21 protein-coding genes are annotated in these 16,287 nt (G+C 41.9%); 1 reads left to right on the top strand and 20 read right to left on the bottom strand.

Annotation, left to right across the window (positions count from 1 at the left end; translation table 11 throughout):
- Nucleotides 1-46: 46 nt before the first annotated feature.
- Nucleotides 47-319: a hypothetical protein gene (locus tag ACZ42C_RS00430; protein WP_461183772.1), complete on the top strand. Its 273-nt coding sequence runs from the start codon at nt 47-49 to the stop codon at nt 317-319.
- A gap of 101 nt (nt 320-420) precedes the next feature.
- On the opposite strand, the gene ACZ42C_RS00425 is transcribed toward ACZ42C_RS00430, so the two are convergent.
- The 20 genes from ACZ42C_RS00425 to ACZ42C_RS00330 form a co-directional block, all read right to left on the bottom strand.
- Nucleotides 421-1,905, bottom strand: coding sequence for a distal tail protein Dit (locus tag ACZ42C_RS00425; RefSeq protein ID WP_464891308.1), 1,485 nt, complete (start codon nt 1,903-1,905; stop codon nt 421-423).
- Nucleotides 1,874-4,894, bottom strand: coding sequence for a tape measure protein (locus ACZ42C_RS00420; RefSeq protein ID WP_461182626.1), 3,021 nt, complete (start codon nt 4,892-4,894; stop codon nt 1,874-1,876). Before ACZ42C_RS00420 ends, ACZ42C_RS00425 begins: the two co-directional genes overlap by 32 nt.
- Nucleotides 4,894-5,460 (bottom strand): bacteriophage Gp15 family protein, encoded by a 567-nt coding sequence (locus ACZ42C_RS00415; protein WP_461182625.1) that lies wholly within the window; start codon nt 5,458-5,460, stop codon nt 4,894-4,896. Before ACZ42C_RS00415 ends, ACZ42C_RS00420 begins: the two co-directional genes overlap by 1 nt.
- A gap of 4 nt (nt 5,461-5,464) precedes the next feature.
- Entirely contained in the window at nt 5,465-5,920 is a 456-nt protein-coding gene (locus ACZ42C_RS00410; RefSeq protein WP_461182624.1) for a nucleoside/nucleotide kinase family protein, read from the bottom strand.
- Nucleotides 5,921-5,960: 40 nt separating this feature from the next.
- On the bottom strand, nt 5,961-6,422 hold the full coding sequence (locus ACZ42C_RS00405; protein ID WP_461182623.1) for a phage tail tube protein: 462 nt from the start codon (nt 6,420-6,422) through the stop codon (nt 5,961-5,963).
- Nucleotides 6,422-6,820: a phage tail terminator protein gene (locus ACZ42C_RS00400; RefSeq protein ID WP_461182622.1), complete on the bottom strand. Its 399-nt coding sequence runs from the start codon at nt 6,818-6,820 to the stop codon at nt 6,422-6,424. The genes ACZ42C_RS00405 and ACZ42C_RS00400 overlap by 1 nt, the downstream gene beginning before the upstream one ends.
- The gene (locus ACZ42C_RS00395; protein WP_461182621.1) at nt 6,820-7,146 is read right to left on the bottom strand and encodes a minor capsid protein; all 327 of its coding nucleotides are present in this window, start codon (nt 7,144-7,146) and stop codon (nt 6,820-6,822) included. Before ACZ42C_RS00395 ends, ACZ42C_RS00400 begins: the two co-directional genes overlap by 1 nt.
- Nucleotides 7,146-7,487, bottom strand: coding sequence for a putative minor capsid protein (locus ACZ42C_RS00390; RefSeq protein WP_461182620.1), 342 nt, complete (start codon nt 7,485-7,487; stop codon nt 7,146-7,148). Before ACZ42C_RS00390 ends, ACZ42C_RS00395 begins: the two co-directional genes overlap by 1 nt.
- Nucleotides 7,481-7,870 (bottom strand): head-tail connector protein, encoded by a 390-nt coding sequence (locus ACZ42C_RS00385; protein ID WP_461182619.1) that lies wholly within the window; start codon nt 7,868-7,870, stop codon nt 7,481-7,483. The genes ACZ42C_RS00390 and ACZ42C_RS00385 overlap by 7 nt, the downstream gene beginning before the upstream one ends.
- Nucleotides 7,871-7,901: 31 nt before the next feature.
- Nucleotides 7,902-8,102, bottom strand: coding sequence for a hypothetical protein (locus ACZ42C_RS00380; protein ID WP_461182618.1), 201 nt, complete (start codon nt 8,100-8,102; stop codon nt 7,902-7,904).
- 29 nt (nt 8,103-8,131) lie between these two features.
- Nucleotides 8,132-9,076 carry a hypothetical protein gene (locus ACZ42C_RS00375; protein WP_461182617.1) on the bottom strand — a complete coding sequence of 315 codons (945 nt, stop codon included), beginning with the start codon at nt 9,074-9,076 and terminating at the stop codon, nt 8,132-8,134.
- A gap of 16 nt (nt 9,077-9,092) precedes the next feature.
- Nucleotides 9,093-9,701, bottom strand: a complete 609-nt coding sequence (locus ACZ42C_RS00370) for a phage scaffolding protein (protein WP_461182616.1) — start codon at nt 9,699-9,701, stop codon at nt 9,093-9,095.
- 122 nt (nt 9,702-9,823) lie between these two features.
- Nucleotides 9,824-10,213 carry an Acb2/Tad1 domain-containing protein gene (locus ACZ42C_RS00365; protein WP_461182615.1) on the bottom strand — a complete coding sequence of 130 codons (390 nt, stop codon included), beginning with the start codon at nt 10,211-10,213 and terminating at the stop codon, nt 9,824-9,826.
- Nucleotides 10,214-10,236: 23 nt separating this feature from the next.
- Nucleotides 10,237-10,500 (bottom strand): DUF6275 family protein, encoded by a 264-nt coding sequence (locus ACZ42C_RS00360; protein WP_461182614.1) that lies wholly within the window; start codon nt 10,498-10,500, stop codon nt 10,237-10,239.
- Between the two features lie 14 nt (nt 10,501-10,514).
- The gene (locus ACZ42C_RS00355) at nt 10,515-11,672 is read right to left on the bottom strand and encodes a phage minor capsid protein (RefSeq protein ID WP_461182613.1); all 1,158 of its coding nucleotides are present in this window, start codon (nt 11,670-11,672) and stop codon (nt 10,515-10,517) included.
- Between the two features lie 164 nt (nt 11,673-11,836).
- Complete coding sequence (locus ACZ42C_RS00350) at nt 11,837-13,393, bottom strand: phage portal protein (protein WP_461182612.1); 1,557 nt, start codon at nt 13,391-13,393, stop codon at nt 11,837-11,839.
- Between the two features lie 11 nt (nt 13,394-13,404).
- Nucleotides 13,405-14,763: a PBSX family phage terminase large subunit gene (locus ACZ42C_RS00345; protein ID WP_461182629.1), complete on the bottom strand. Its 1,359-nt coding sequence runs from the start codon at nt 14,761-14,763 to the stop codon at nt 13,405-13,407.
- A complete protein-coding gene (gene terS, locus ACZ42C_RS00340) occupies nt 14,756-15,496 on the bottom strand; it encodes a phage terminase small subunit (RefSeq protein WP_461182611.1) in 741 nt (246 codons plus the stop codon). The genes ACZ42C_RS00345 and terS overlap by 8 nt, the downstream gene beginning before the upstream one ends.
- 111 nt (nt 15,497-15,607) lie before the next feature.
- Nucleotides 15,608-15,733 (bottom strand): hypothetical protein, encoded by a 126-nt coding sequence (locus ACZ42C_RS00335; protein WP_461182610.1) that lies wholly within the window; start codon nt 15,731-15,733, stop codon nt 15,608-15,610.
- A gap of 89 nt (nt 15,734-15,822) precedes the next feature.
- Nucleotides 15,823-16,284 (bottom strand): sigma-70 family RNA polymerase sigma factor, encoded by a 462-nt coding sequence (locus tag ACZ42C_RS00330; protein ID WP_461182609.1) that lies wholly within the window; start codon nt 16,282-16,284, stop codon nt 15,823-15,825.
- Between the last annotated feature and the right edge of the window lie 3 nt (nt 16,285-16,287).

Below are 16,287 nucleotides of genomic sequence, written 5' to 3'. Positions count from 1 at the left end.
TATAACCCCCTGTCGAATATTGAATATTGAGAGGGGGGTGAATGGTATGGTAAAAGGTTTTGATTCTGAACGGCTAAAACATTTAGCAATAGAAAGTATTGAAGCTGATGATTCAAATTATCAAAAGGTATTTGATGTGATTTGGTCGAACATCGATAGTTTAATTTCTGATGATGTTGACGCCGAAACAAAGAAAAAGAGTTTGGACACATTTCTAAAATTATATGCCCAAATGATTGTGATGGAATCTGTGAATCTAACTCTTAATGCCTTGGTTGAAACTGGAACACTTGTAGACGATGAAGATTCTAATACTTAGAAAACCAAATCTTATAAGGTAAATTAAGTGTTTTATACGCATCTATTTCACGGGCATTTTTAATGCTCGTGTTTTTTTCTTTTTTCATATTATCTCACCTCCTACCTATAGCGCGGTCTGTATTTCAATTCCGAATTAAACGATAAATCTGGCAGCACGGCTATTTGGTTTTCTCCTTTTTGTAACTGAAAATAGTCCCCACCAAAATCTTTATGAGGTGTTGCGTCTTCGCCATTTAACAGTATTTCCTCTGTAATATGATCAAACGTGATTATATCTCCGGGATAAGCAATATACGGTGTTTGATCTTCAGTAACTGTTCTAAGTTCAAAGACTTCAACACTGTTCATTCTCAATCGCCATGGAGTCACCCTATCTTGATAACTACCAATAAATAAAGTTATAAACTTTAATCTGCCGGAAAATTCGTTGTTGACATCATTGAAACTTTCAGTGACAACATCAACGTGTCTTTGTGTATACCATCTTGCAATATAAAAAGTAAACTTATTTCCTTCTCTTTTAACTCTTAATTGCATAATAGTAGCCTCAGGAACATTATCATAAGAGTGATTATGCTGACCTATTGCATAGCCATTGCTAGGACCATCTCCTCGATAATGCCCAGCCCGTCCTAATCCTCGTCTACGTAAAAAACTTCTCGTGTTGTCTTTTATCCCTAATTTCCCGAGGTTGTTCATGTTTTCATCATGAAAGTAAATTTCCATTCTAAAATTTTCAATTTCCCGTCTCGAAATAATGTCAAATACTGAACTTATCTCGAAATCCTGTATAGCCTCTGGTAATTCTCTTGTGATTGCCGGTCCGTGCATACGGTTTCCTGTTCCATAGCTATCTGCTCGGATTCCTACACCTGAGTCGCCGACCATTCTTCCGTCTATATCATTTGCGTGCTCATCAACATGATCGGGAGATGATATTTCCCACTCATCAACTGTGCTGCCATTTTCGTAAAGCACACTGACTTTTTCGTCAACAATCTCTTCATTTCCCTCTTCCTCTACCGGTTTTCCAATTAAATTATATTCCTCACCATTTGATACCATCGCAAACGTTACAGGTTCGAGCACTTCCATTTCAAACACCGGATAAGCTTCAACACTGCCGGGATTTTCGATTAGCGTGGTGTCTGCTGTGAGTAATTGAGAGTGTTCGGGACCGTATTTGTAAGGATCAGACCTCCTTATAACGATCATGGCATCATGCGTGCCTAGATGCACACGTTCCCTGCCCTCCTCAGAGGCTTCCGCCATCCCGTAGTATGTTTTATCCGGTTCATCCGGAAAAACAATAGGAACTGGATCATCAGTTGCCAAGATGCCATTTAACTTATCTATAGTTTCTCTGAGGTTTTCGCTAGAAATTCTTATTTCCACTTCCAAGTATTTGCCAGGTGTTTCAACAGAACTAAAATGTTCCCCATCCATGCCTGGGACCGAAATTCCATTAACTATTCTTCGGCTCAATCCTCTCCCTCTGATGTCTTTAATTCTAAAATATGGAGATAAGTCTATAGAGTTGAAAAGCAAGTAATCACCCCCTAAACTGCTGTTTGATATTTTCATTACGATCTATATTCTCTTTAACAGGTCTCCATAACACTTCCCCAGCTCGGCGACCGTCAATATAAACGTCCCCGGCTTCAACTCTTATAGGTCTACTTGACTGGGTAGCGTTTGTTGTATTGTTATGATAATTATTTACCACTTGTCCAGCGCCTCCGGTAAAAGCCATTCCGTGCGCTCCCAACGCCATTTCAGGTGTAGAATAATTCAGATTAGGTGTGCGTAAGTCAGGTATTGTTGCTTCCGCTAATGCCTTGGACGCCTGCAGTACTCCTCTTTCCATCGATTCAAGGCCAAGCATTAAACCTTCACCGGCAAATTTACCGATTTCTAATAAAACTCGGGATGGAGACTGGATAGCAAGCGCGCCTCTCATCGTACTGGCCACACTTCCAGCAATCCTTCTAGCGGTCGATAACACAGTACCCTCGTTGTTATTTAGCCCGGAATTAAGGCCGGACATCGCGTTTGCTCCAATGCTGCTAAAATCGCCACTCGTGTTATCAAAAGATTCCAGCATATTTTGCGCGACTCTATTTAATCCGGTGTATACAATATGAGACTGATTATCAATGCCGCTCATCAATTCATTAGGTACTTTTTCCCCAATGTCGTCAAATCCCGCTTCCTCAACCTCAGAACTCATTGTAGAAGAACTATTATTGACAAAATCAACAACCATATCTACAGCCGCGTCAAATCCTTCTCCAAGGCCACGTTTCATGGCATCAGTAGCTGCTTCGGTGTTTTCGTCATAACCTTTTGCTAATTCTTCTAGCATGTCTATTTGCTCGTCGCTTGAATCATCCAGGGCTTTAGCCATTTCCGCTAACTCTCCGGCGTGGTCAACGCCAAGCTGGTCAACCCATTTCATGAAGCCTTCATGACCTTCTTTAGATGCCCACTCCATGACCTCTGCCCGGTTTTCGCCCCATTCTTCCGTGGCTTTCCGGTTATGCTCCATGTTTTCGATCATTTCTTCTAACGAGTATTCGGATTCCGTGGAAATACGGTCAAATGCATTTGTGGCAGTTTCTACCAGCGATTCATAGGATTCTGCCATTCGGTCAAAAGCTTCTTCGTTTTTTTCTCTTAAATCCTCATACGACCTTATCTGATCTAAATTGCCTTCTTCGATGGCTTCTGTCATACTATCCACCGCTTCAGCCACCTCGTCTGCCGTCAAGTCATGTTGAACTCCTAAAGCATCCAAAGTCTCTATAAGATCTTGTTCTTGATCGTCAAGTTCAGCAATAGCATTCGCGTATTCTCCAGAACTTACTGTGCCATCCTTTAACTTTTCACTCCATTCTTCCCTAAGCCTATTGACTTCTTCTAACTGCATTCCAATATCATTACGTTCCTGTTCGATTTCATTTAATCGCTCTTGTGCAGCAATGCCGCTTTCTTCTGCTTTCATAAGGTCGACACGAGCCTGCAATTCCTTTGAAGTCATGTTCATGGCGTCAGCTTGTTCGTCATATGATAGATTCAAGCCTTCTACTTTTCCATTCAGTTCGTCGATGTACCGGGATAGCATTTGTTTCTCGCCGGCTGACTTGTTTTCTTTATTGGCCAGTTCATCGATCTTATCGGCGAGATCACTACTCTCTTGCGCGGTGTCCCGGATGTCCTTTTGTGCATTTTGATAAGCATCTGCTGACTCTTGCACCGATTCACTTAATTCGTCTGTAGCATCTCCTAATTCCTCGGTTTCGTCCTTAAGCTTTTCAGCTTCATCGCTGGAACGGTTTAACCATTTCACTACTGCCGTTGCGGCTGTAGCTAACGCACCTATCCCGGTTACAACCCAACCGACCGGGCCACTTAAAAACCTCATTGCTGTACCCAACGCATAAGCTGCAGCAGTTGCAGCGCCTTTTGCGGCCGTTGCTATACCTATTGCTACCGCGCTTGCTCTTGTGATAGCAATGTAAGAGGCATAGGCTGTTGTCAAACCGACGATAGCTGGGGACAAAGCTTCAACTACATCAATTGCAACAGAGGTAGCAGATACGAAAAAGTTTACTACAGGTACAGACCCTTCGATAATATTCGCCATTACGCCAAAAGCGGCAACAACTATATCTTTCATGCCGTCAATATTTTCAGCAATAGAGTTTCCTGTAACTTCTTGTGACAAATGATCAAAGGACTCAATAACTCTGGTAATACCCCTTGCCACTGCATACCTCAAGTTTCCAAAAGAGGTAGCAATACCCAAACTGTTTTCTCTTGCTAAACCAGCTAATTCCCCGGTTCCAGTACCAACTTCGATTAGTTTATCATTAAACTCATCCATTGTTATTGTTCCGTCTTGCAAAGCCTGGTACAGATCGTTTGTAGCACTGCTTCCGGCATAACCAAATGATTCAGCGACTTTTACAAGTCCTACGTTCATGGTCTCTTGCAAAGTACGCCATTGTCGCATGTCTACCTGGCCAGTTTGGAGTGCTTGAATATATTGCTCTGTACCTCGTTGCGCATCCGCTGTACTAGCGCTAGAACTCAGTAAAGCGTTATTTAAAGCAAGCGCTGAGTCTGCAGCTTTATCAGCATCATCAAACGCTGTGTACATTCTCTGGGTTGTATTGGTTATGTCATCCAATTTGGTAGGTAGACCATCTATGCCATCCGCAAGCCTTTGTACAGCCCTCTCTGAGTCATCAGCAGATGCACCCAGACCTTCCAGAACGCGCGGAAACTGGTCCATTGTATCAAAGCGAGAGATGGCATCATCCATTGAACGCCGTAACACTTGAAAAGCGGCCGCCCCAATCGCAACTAACCCTAATGCGGAGGCAAACTTTTTAACCTTACTGCTCGCTGACCGGGATTCATTGCCGGCTCTTTTAACACCTTCCTCAGTTTCCTTTGCACCATCCCCGGCTTTATGTGCGGAAGCTTCCAAGTTATCCAAGCTATGCGTTGCTATATCTACTTGCCGGCCATCCACTTCCAAGCTAATTCTTATAGACCCATCTGCCATTACTCCACCTCCTCCGGATCGTCCAAAGCGTATTCTTTCTGCAATTCGCGCATTTGCTGTTTATATTCTTTTGACTCACCTTTTGACGGTTCCCATGCTCTTATTCGCATGATCCACTTCATAGATGTGTCGGACGGCAGCCCCTGAAAAAGAGAACGGAATTCATGCCAGTGCATTTTTCCTTGTTCGTCAAACAAATTAATCCCGTATGCTTGTCTAAAAGATGCGTATATGTGTGATGCGTCTTTTTCAAAGTCAAAAAGACGTTTTCCATCATCTTCATCTTTCGTGGGCATCGGATTACCTTGTAAATCGTACTCAACCCGCTTTTCCTGCTTCATTTCAATAAATTCTTCATATATATAATTCCAGAGTTCTATTGCTTCCAGGCCTTCAAGAGATTCATTCAAAAGAAACCCCAGACATACTTCGGCCTTTTCATGATCTCTTAGAGTGTCATCTGCCAAAACATCAAAAGCGTCAAGCACAACGTCAAATGCAAGGTTAATATTGTATTCTTTTTGGTCATAAACAAAAGAAGTGACTAGATTATCGTTTAGCCGCATCTAATCACTTCTTTTGCTTTGCTTTTTGTTTGTTCAAGTATTGTTGCTTCTTTGATTTGACTACCTTGTCACGTTCTTTTTTATCCTCTTCCAACCGCTTTGTAACAGCCTCACCAACTGCGCTGTCAATCGGGATTAAGAGTTTTTCCAATTCTCTTATATCCGGGTATTCAGCGTATATTTGTTCAAAGGTACCGTCACCAAACATGCTATCGTACTGTATAGTTAGTTCCTCTTTTTTGAGTTCAAATGCTTTGTCTGCCTTTGTGAGTTCGTCGTCATCAGATGCCTGTATTTCGTCTGACTTCTTTTTGATTTCATAAAGTTTTTCTTGCGCTTTATTGTCTCTTTCAATAAATTCACGCATTGCTTCATGGCTGTCATCAAACCAAAATTCTAATTTACCGATTTTTACAGGAAAACCTGATTTTTTTATATCAAACTCTAATCCTTGTGCCATGTCTTCCCTCCTCATAAAAAAGAGAGGCATAAAGCCTCTCTTATCCTTCTGGTGTACCTTCCAAATCTGTTTCTTCCGGGATGCGGTCAAAACGGATATTACAGCTAAACGTTTCGTAAGAACTTGCCTCTCCGGCGCCTGCCACGATAGCTGTTACTGTGGCACGTCCTACCCATTCTTTTTTGCCATCAGAACGAACAACACGGTGCCAAATTTTACGACCGTCACCTGTTTTTCGTTTCAACCCAGCAATAAGTTCCTGCGCCGGGTCTTCCGGATCGTAATAACCTTCCGGTGTATACGCTTCTGCCACAGATGTTACTGTGGTTTCTTCGGTCCCATCACCATCATAGAATGCCTCTTCCTCTGTCTGTTCGTTGGTGTCGTCGCCAATGTTTGAAATATATTTAGCTAGTTCTAACCACTCTTCTCCCGGTTCTTCTTCTCCTGGAGTGTATGCTTGCACATAGTGCTTTCTTTCAACGTTTTTCAATCTAGCCATTATGTTTCCTCCTTAAAAACTGTAATATTTGCTTGCACATCCAATAAAAAAACAAACCACCCTTGATCATCTAACTGATTAATATAAGGTTTGTTCGTTATGATTAAATTTTCAAAGTCAAAACTTCCGTCTTGGCTATTCAGTTCTTTTAATGCTTCCAGTTCATTCTGTACCAGCCACAAAGTGGGATGAATTTTGCTTTGTAACTGCGATTTCATAGCAAACTCATAATTCAATTGCTGGTCACTGGTTCCGTCCATGTACTCAGATACAACACGACTACCGGGCAGGGGATAAACAACAAAAGATTCACCTGTTCCCAAGTAACCCATTTGACACTGAATGGGGAGGTTTGGTATTTGATTCACTCTCTCGGTTAATCGCTGCATGAAATCCATTACCAGCCTGCCCCCTTCATATAAGCGCGTTCCCAATCGGCCATGTATATAGCCTTTGCTTTATTATCCCAACGCGGCCCCGTTCCCGGTGTCGTGTAGTTGTACATCATCATGTAGAACATTTTGGCAGCGTATGGCTGGTTGTAATTTATTCCAGACCCATCAATGTCGATTGTTGCGGTCTGTCTTAAAATAAACTCATCAGCTGGCACAAACGGATTCATGTCTGCTAGTGCCTGATTCGCCATTGCCTGTTGTCCGCTACGCCTTGCCTGTGGACTCATTTTTTGATAGGCACCGCCCAAATTGATTTCAACTTTTGCCATTAGACCACCTCCAATTCGTAGGAGTAAATGGTCTTTTCGTATGGTTCGTAAATAGGGATAACCTTTTTCAATTTGTGATCTATGCCATCAAAATGAAGAATGGATTCGGCTTTAAAGTCAGGTAATGGCGTTGTTATGCCTTCATAGCAAAAAACAACCGCATTATATAGCAGTTGCTTTCCAGCTGATAACGAACTGTACTCAGCACCCCGATCTATGCGGCAATTTTCAATCTTTATAGGATCATCGTAAACAGGTTCCATCCACTCGTTATCGCCTAGGTATTCTTTATATTGAAAACCATCGATACAGAATTCAGCAGGCGGTTTAGGCATTACCATACGGCAACCCCGGCATATAAAAGCCCTGTACCTTCCAGGTGAATATACACATCCTCAGCCACCAGCGATTTACTGGTATTCCCTGCTCTACTTTCTGAATTTGTAACCCTTGTGCGCCCGGCACTAAACGTCTGAGGCGTTCTATTGATAGATTCATAGGAAGTACCTCCAACCTCGTGAAAATACTCTATCTGGGCAACTAGCGCATGTTTAAATTGATGCACACGCCATTCATTGTCAGTCTCAATGCTGTTTCTTACATAAAAATAGCCCGTGACATTATTGAGGATGGCTGATGCTTTTTTTAGCAGGCTATCAAATTCATTTGTGCTTAGTTCAATACTGCTTAGATCGGTAAATTCTTCATATGTGAGATAAGGCATGTTCTCCCTCCTAATAAAAAGAGGAGGGCAGTTATTTGCCTTCCTCTTTGTCTTCTTTATCTACACGCTCATAACCAAAGCCCTCATACCCTTTGAATTTGTCACTTTGGTTCCTAATGTTTTTAACGACTTCATCAGCTCGCTTCACCGTCATTTCAACAGGTTCATTCGCTTGAACCTCGCGTTTCAATTCTTTATCTCGATAATTTTTATTAAACTTAAATACTGCCATTTAAATCATCCTCTCAAATATTTTTAGACTTACGCTTCCGGAACTGTTTCCTCAATGTCGATTTTCACCATGCCATCCAAACGCTCTGGGAAGATCAATACACCTGATGCCAGTACAGTCTGTACAGATAGAGTTTCTAACATCTGACCATGAGCCATAGCGACATATCCGAACTCATCAGTACGCATGTTAAATTCTCGATATGCTTCTGATCCAGCAGGGATGTAGGCCACTTGCAAGTTATCTGAAGCAGTAGCATAAACAGTGCCCTGTGGGATAGTGTTGTTTAATATAACAACGGTACCAGTTACATCTGTGTAGTACCGCAATCCGAATTGAGTTTCCAGTGTAATATCTTTGTTCGCAATTTCTTTTGCCACGTCTAACGGGTTAACAAATGCAACCGTTGTAATTACATCATCCTCGAATAGCACTTCTAGCGCACCCCATGCAGAAGCCAGTGCACCTTGCAGCGTCCCTGCATTCAGGTTCGCTTGTTCAGTTCCATGTGTTTTAATTGTATCGTACAGGTAATCACGAATACCCTTTTGCACTTCTCGGACAAGCGCATCATCCGTACGGTTAATTGCTTCATCACGACCGTAACGCTGAATCGCTTCCGCAGTCGTTACCTTACGATATTTCTTTAGTGTGATTTCTTTTGTATCAGCCGGTCGAGGCGTTACTTTAGAAAGTGGGATCAATTCCCCTTCACCGACATCTCCATCCGCCAAATCAACTTCTGGCGCGGTGTACATGGTGATAGTAAAACCTTCTTGCACAGGAATTTGGCGAGTGATACCCAGCATCTCAATGAACTTGCTAAGATCCTCTCCGAAACGGTAAGTGTAATCGATGGATTTAGCTTCTAACTCACTAAAATTATCCTGCATTTGTGTATTTGGCTCTGGGTAATTGGTTGACCGATCAGCAAACGTCTGTAAGTCCATTTTCAACGCATAATCTTTTTTCATTTAAATCGTCCTCTCCTTATCTGAATAAATGTGAGTTTTCTCTTATCATTTGTTGACGCTTGGCGGTGTCTTTCTCTTGCATGATCTGTTCTTTTGATAGCGAACCACCACTACCGCCATTCGGATTGCCACCTGTTACAATGTGCGGAACACCAGGTTTTTCCTCTTTTTCAAACAGGTAATCGTGACTTTCCTGCAAAGACTTCAATTGCTCGTCTAGACCGACCAACTTTCCATCTTTAAAAGACACCCAATCCAAGTCCAGCGCGTTCTTGGCTAACTTAGGATCGCGGGCTTTTGCATCACGCAAGGCGCTCTCGATCGCAAAGTCTTTTTGTTGAGCTTCAAGTTTTTGCTCATACTCAGTCTTAGCTGTCTCATTCTGCGCCTTAAGCTCGTCGATCTGCTTAGTCAATTCCTCGTTGCCTTTTGCCTTTTCAGACAGTTCGTTCAGTTGCTTGTCGCGATCTTCAAGCTGTTGCTTGTAATCGTTGATCTGAGACTCTAAACCTTCGACCTTATCAGCCTTTTCTTTGGTGTCCTTGATAGATTTGCCGTGTTCCTTCATGACCGTTTCAATCTGTTCATCTGTTAAACCTAACGCTTTTAATTCTTCTCTGTTCATATATAAGTCCTCCTACATTGTTTTTACGAGGTACAGTCCTCGATTGGATTAGCCATTTATCGCATGACTGCGGATGATTGCATAATAAATAAGCCTTTTAATGTCAGTGCTTAGGACAAGTGTTATTTAATATGAGTTCCTTCTACTCCACGCTTTTCTCTGCCCATAGTTCGTTTTCTCAGCCACAGCAAGGCTTCTTCTAACTTTGTGATAGCAAGAGCGTTTTCCCGGCAACTAAATTCTGACTGCTGAAAGTGCTCCAGGCGACTAATGACCATGGCTATTAAATCCTCATTCGCCACACCATTTACGCCATTTTCTTTAATTGGTCCTTCCTGGAAATGTACTTTTTGTATAAGATCTACGTGAGTTCCTGCGCCGTCCTCATCCTCAAATTCTTCAGCTGTAACTACTGAAAAAGTATGAGGTGCATTAAACTTAAAATCTTGTTCATGATAGACTCTGGTATATTTATTGGTTAGTAAATCGTGCTTTACTTCTTTCGTTTCCATTTCAAACACTCCTTTAGGTGCAATTAAATTTCGATAGATTTGTTTTCCCACTTCTTATAAGCGTCAAAGTAAATTTCTTGTTTATCTCCGTTATAAGTTAATTCGTAATACATGCCATCGAGTAAAGTGGTACTCAGTAAGGCTTTGTTGTTTTGTAGTACTTTGGTGCTCCATACAACAAACACATCGTCTGGATTAATATTTACATTGTCACTTTTGTCTAAATGCTCGTTAGCATAATCGACAACAATCTCCTTACATCTATCAATAAAAATCTGACTATCCATCTTTTCATCACCTCCTATCCCGCATAATCAAAGTCTTCAAGCAATGTGTCCAATGGAGTATAGACTTTCTCGCGAGAGTACGACCGGCTCAAATACTCACCATTTTCTTTTAAGTGGTCACGCATAGCCTTCTGCCGTTTCCTAACCATTCGGCGCCAGTGCCCGGCGTTTTCGCTTCCCAATTCCTCAGCCACCATAAGGTTTTTCTTATACTTCACAATTTCCCTCTCAATCCGGCGCTGTCTATCCCTTGCAGCTGCCACCCTTTCATTCAATTCAGCGTCATAGGTTGGCTGGTTATTGGTGTTTACTCCCGGGATAAACGGTACGTGTAAATGCCTGCAATTAACGCCACGATGCGCACCAGCTTCGCCATAATCAGCCTGCCAATAAGGGTCGTATATACTCCGATACTCGCTATTGGGAGGTAATTCTTCCATCGGACGTAAATCTACTACGTTTCCCTGAATAATTGAGCAGGCTTCCCTTGCACCTACATGACTAGTGACAAGAACTGTATGAACGCCGTACTCTGCCATTCTTTCGGTGCGCAACTCATTGTACGTATTACCTAACGTAGACTTTAAGACCGTTCTTACGTACCCCTCTAGCGACCACTGATGCCCTCCGCGGTCTATCATGCTGCTTCTAATACCTCTTTGAGCTAACTGGTTAATGGAACGCTCAAGAGACTGCTCAAAAGTGTATATTCCAGTATTAAACATGGCTGTAGTACGGTTAAGCACATCTGTATAAGCTCGTGATGCTGTACCGGCACCATATGCGGTTGTAATCAGTGTCTGATTAACATAATTATCAATATCGCTCCAGACTTGGTTATGATAACCTCGCATGACCTGATCAAGGTTAGTAGGCATTGGACGGGTAGCATATGGCATAGCCTCGTCAATGTCCTGTACCATTCCTTGGCCGGCTTCCTCAAACATTCGGCGTATTTCCGGCTCTGCGACATCTGTTACCTTCGATAGATGCCTAGTAACTTCATCATTAAACAGGCGTAATTCCTGCAGCTTTTGAGCTTGCCACGCTGTAATGTCAGATGAACCGCGCTTCAAACGTTTTATAAGGATGCGGATTATTTCTCCTTCAAGGGAGTTGTAAAGCTCTGCCATGTTTCCGCTCCACAAGTCCAATTGATTCGGTGTTATCATCCCTTACAGCCCCTAAACTGCTTTCTCTGATAATAAAAGTCACTGTAAGGCGGGATGTATGTTATCTTTTTACATTTATTGCAACGGTAGTAATTAGAGTGGCCCATTAGCTTGTAATCGTGTTTGGGTGAAATGAACAACCTTTTTATTAATTCAAGCATTCATCACTCCTCCTCCCCAAACATCCGCTTAGCAGCTTCGTCACCAATTTGCGTCGGATCAATAGCATCCTCTTCTTTTAAGATCATGTCATACCATTCCTCGGCTGTTTCTTTCGGCACTTTAAAGATACGCTGGATAGCTTCTGTTGATGGAATAAAACCAAATGTCTTTGCCTGCCCATAGAAGCGTAGTAAGGCTGCTCTATCCTGGAATACTCCATCATCAAAGTCGACGCCAATATTTTCCCGGGATGGTATAGGACCCGAATATAATCCGTAAAACTTTGCAAGCTCCAAAACAGATATAACCAGTCCTTTAATAAACTGCTCAACTTCATAAACATGCTCATTCCTGGTGCGGAACGTCAAATCATTCTCGCTGACTATTTCTGTTGCTGTTTTCATGCTGCGTCCGTCAAAAGAGAATGTACCTACAGATAGCTTTAATTCCATCTCTAGGGTCCGCAGTGACTGGTTGATTGCCGATGTATATTGATCTGTCCGAATGTCGTGAGTAACATCGTGTATTGCTTCCTTGTTATCGCCCATCCGCATGGACTTAAACACATTGACATCCGGGTCAAATATTTGTTTAGGAGGCTTACCGCTTTCGTCTGGCAGGGTATTTAATACCGCATCGTCCACAAATACGGTCCGCTGCCCCATTTTCTTTTCCCAGGCAAATTGGTCATAGGTATCGTTGATGTCTTTGAGCGTCGATGTTGCATTATCACAGATACCTAAGCCAAGCGGGCTGTGAGGATTGATATTGTTAAACCCTGACGGCTTCAAGTAGTTAAATATCGGGCGTGATAAACCGCGAATATAAGTTTGCCTCTGCAGCCCTTCGTACATTTCTTCCAGAGGAACTTCTTTCCCAATTTCTCCGGGCGACTCTGACTTGTATAGCTCATTCGTGATGACATATAGATCATCCCCGGATTCGCTCTTTTCCCACTCATGAAATTCCAACAATGTGTAATATGTGAGTTTATCGCCATCAGCTTTAGTAGTAACGGACTTCATCACGCCTTCTGAAATACCGTTACTGTTAGAGCGTAATGGATAAAAAGCATTAGCAATTGCCCATGAAAATTCCATTTCCTCATTATCGCCAAGATAAGGACGAACAGACAGGCCACCAACAGCAAATGTCGGCTCCAGGTAATCCGCTAGATTCTTTTTGAATTTGTTATGCTCAAATACGTGCTGAATAAACTCATGAGCAGATTCAAAGCTGTTAGTCTCTTCTCCATTTTCGTTCGCATCCGAAACATAAATCTCACATTGTTCGTTAAAAACAAGGCCAGCAAGCACATTCGCGCTAAGTTTACGTATGTTCAGATGCATGTATTTGCGTTTTTTTAACTCGCCGTGTGAATTATAATATTCTACTTTTGGATAATCCCCTGAATACTCTCTTATATTGCGCTCGATGCGCTCTAATTCCTGTGGATCAATATTGATTTTTGGATGATCATTAATACTCCGTAATGTATTGCCAGTCAATGCGTACCCCCCTTTCTTAAACCAGCCTTTTATGCGGTTTATAATATTCAAGGCTTCACCTCCTAAACTTTCAATCTGAAGTCACGTGCATTGGATAAACATAGATATATAAATTGGTCACAAGTGTGATCGTCTTCTTCGATAACTTGTGGATTGTCATCGTGAACTGTTTTTTCATTCCAGGAGAACTTTTTATGTTCTTCAATGAAAATCTCGTTACTATCTGCATGGTCCATTCCAGTTGGATACGGATTTTTGAGATAATAAAAACGACCCTGTGCTAAAAGGTCGGTTGGGTAGTCAATCATATCCACTTTCTTTTTCTTATTTACTGGCGTTAAATGCTGCCTATAGTCCTTGTAATACTGGTTTCTAAGTGCCCCCTCGGCACTATCTATGGTTCGATTCATAATCCTGGCACCTTGCCATTCTTCCTGTGAAGCTGTTTTTTTAATAAACTCATTCAATTCTTTTGACAGCTCGCTTGGTGCTTTTTTGTCCACTTTACCGGCCGGACTATAATAATACGTATTAAGCAATATGACTTTACCTTTAGCAGTTAGCCCATAACAGCCGTGTGTTGTTGCTGACTGCGAGTGGCCGCCGTCTGTTGAATAATATAGAGCAATAATCCTGTCATCACTTGGCAGCTCGTCCAATGGCTTGAATAGATTCATATTATAAACATTGGTACCTAACCCTACTGGCTCACCCAAGTAAATATACCGGTAATAGTCATAATCATTATTCTTAATCCGATTGATGTCCTTCAGCATCTGATCGGTAATAAAACCAAGCTTATCATCTAAATAACTGGACTCATGTACCAGGTAATCTTCTACCCCGATCATCTTGTCCGCCCATTCGTTAATCCAATGGTATGGATTGCGCGGGGGATTATAAGACCAAAAGAACTGTACAAATGGCGCATCCACATGCTTTTGTCGCATAAACGTGATGTTCGTCTGGTCAAATTCTTCTTCCGTTTCAAACTCTGCAGCTTCTTCATACCAAACTGCAATGAGATCATCGATATCATTAGATTTTAACTTTACAAACTGATCCAGTCCGTAGAAATAGAATGTTGATCCTGTTTTTTTATGGGTCAATTTGAAAGGTGAAACGGTCGATTTAAAGCTTTTAGTTAAACCAAACAGCTTAATAGCCCACTGGACTTTGTTATAAACTGAGTCTCTTATTGTGCTGCCCACTTTACGCAAAACGACCACATTGGCTTTCTTTCCAGCCATTATATATAAAACCATCATGAAAACGAGCTTTAAAGCAATAACCGATGATTTAAAGGAGTTCCTACCACCTTTAAGAATGTTATAAGGCTTTTTGGATCGCCATACATCTTTAAAATGGGGATTAACGTTCTTTTGAACATTGAATACAATCTGCTTTTTCTCTTTAATCATCGCCATCGCCCCATTCGTCGACAATAACGATTTCTTCTATATCTTCACCTTGTTCCCTGCTCAACTTCTCAGCTTCAGCTTTCGTCTTATCTATATTAGACTGCATTAATTCCAGTTTCATTCTGCGTTCGTCATCATCATGGGCCATTTCAAGAAATTGCTTTATGGATGACCTCAATTCAGAAATAGCTCTTGATTGAGCGTTTAGAAAGCTGGCTTGTCTATCCCAAGCAAACTGAAACTCCCATTCACGCTCTTCTATGTCCATGCCGTCTTTTTTCTTTTTCAGCACCTTTATTATTTCGTCTTTATTCTCCACGTACATGACCTGCTGGGCACGTATGATAGCCGCATACTGTATTTGTATCTGATCCCAAATTAAATCAGCCGGATCCTCTTTATCCAGCGTACCCATGATCTCTAATGTTTCTTGTGGAATGTATCTGCTGAATAACCCGTGTTTCTTTGCGGCTGAGTTACGTTCTGTAAATTTCTTTACTGGGTTTGGGTTGCCTGCCCCTTTTCTGCTTCCTGGTTTATATCTCGGTTGCTTCTCAGGGGTTGCAACCTGTTGTTTGGTTGCATCCTTTTTGCCGGTTGCATCCCTTGACCATTTTTCGCGGCTTTTCCTGCTTTTTAATGTACCTAGCTTTACATTATGCTTATCGGCAAGTGCAGCTAATGTAATTTTGCTTGTTTCCCACTCTCTACGTATTTCCACCCAATTAGCCATTTACATCAACTCCACCCCCGACATTTATTTTGTAAATGAAAAAGACACCCTTTGACAGGATGCCTTTCCACGGCTCATACGTCCGTAATTTATACAGGGCTCTTATTGTCCCTAGTTATTCTTATTCTTTTCAGGCCCCGATCTGCCTTGCAAACGGGAATTCTTCTTGCTTGTATTTGTCGTATTTTCTCTCCTGACCTGGCCGGGCTTTGTCCTACCTTTGTCTCTTTCTGCCATAAGAGCACCTCCTGTAAAAACGGTACCCAGTATAACCTAGAAACAAACGTAACATAGAGGTATTTTGCCGCGCCGACCTCCCTCCCATTTTAAACTACGTATTTTTCTAAAATCAAATCATGCAAGAAGTGGCATTTTTGGCATATTTGGCATAGCATGTTTCCTTTCATCTCTCTAATCTTGTTTCTGTTGACGCCAAGATGATCCGCAATTGATCTGTAACTCATTCCTTCCATCATACAATCCAGTATGATTAATTCCTGCGGATCCCGCAGGCAATCTCCCATACTTTCAATGGAATGGACTATTTGTTTGTATTCCCGCCATCTGTTCAGTAATCGTCTTTCCCTTGCATCCATCGCTTCCATTTCCGCCTGGCTCTTAATGCTAGTATTCGGTTTTGGTAACGTAGCTTCTATTCCGTATTGGGAAACCAGTCCAACCGATGGACTCTTGCTAAAGCTCCCCCACAAAATACCTTCAATCCTGTCCATCTCTCTTTTTCTCCAGTGATATTGATAAATTAGATTTTCTATCTCTTTTACGTTCATCAA

It is taken from the genome of Virgibacillus kimchii (assembly GCF_055379185.1).
This window is presented reverse-complemented; position numbering and strand designations above follow the sequence as displayed.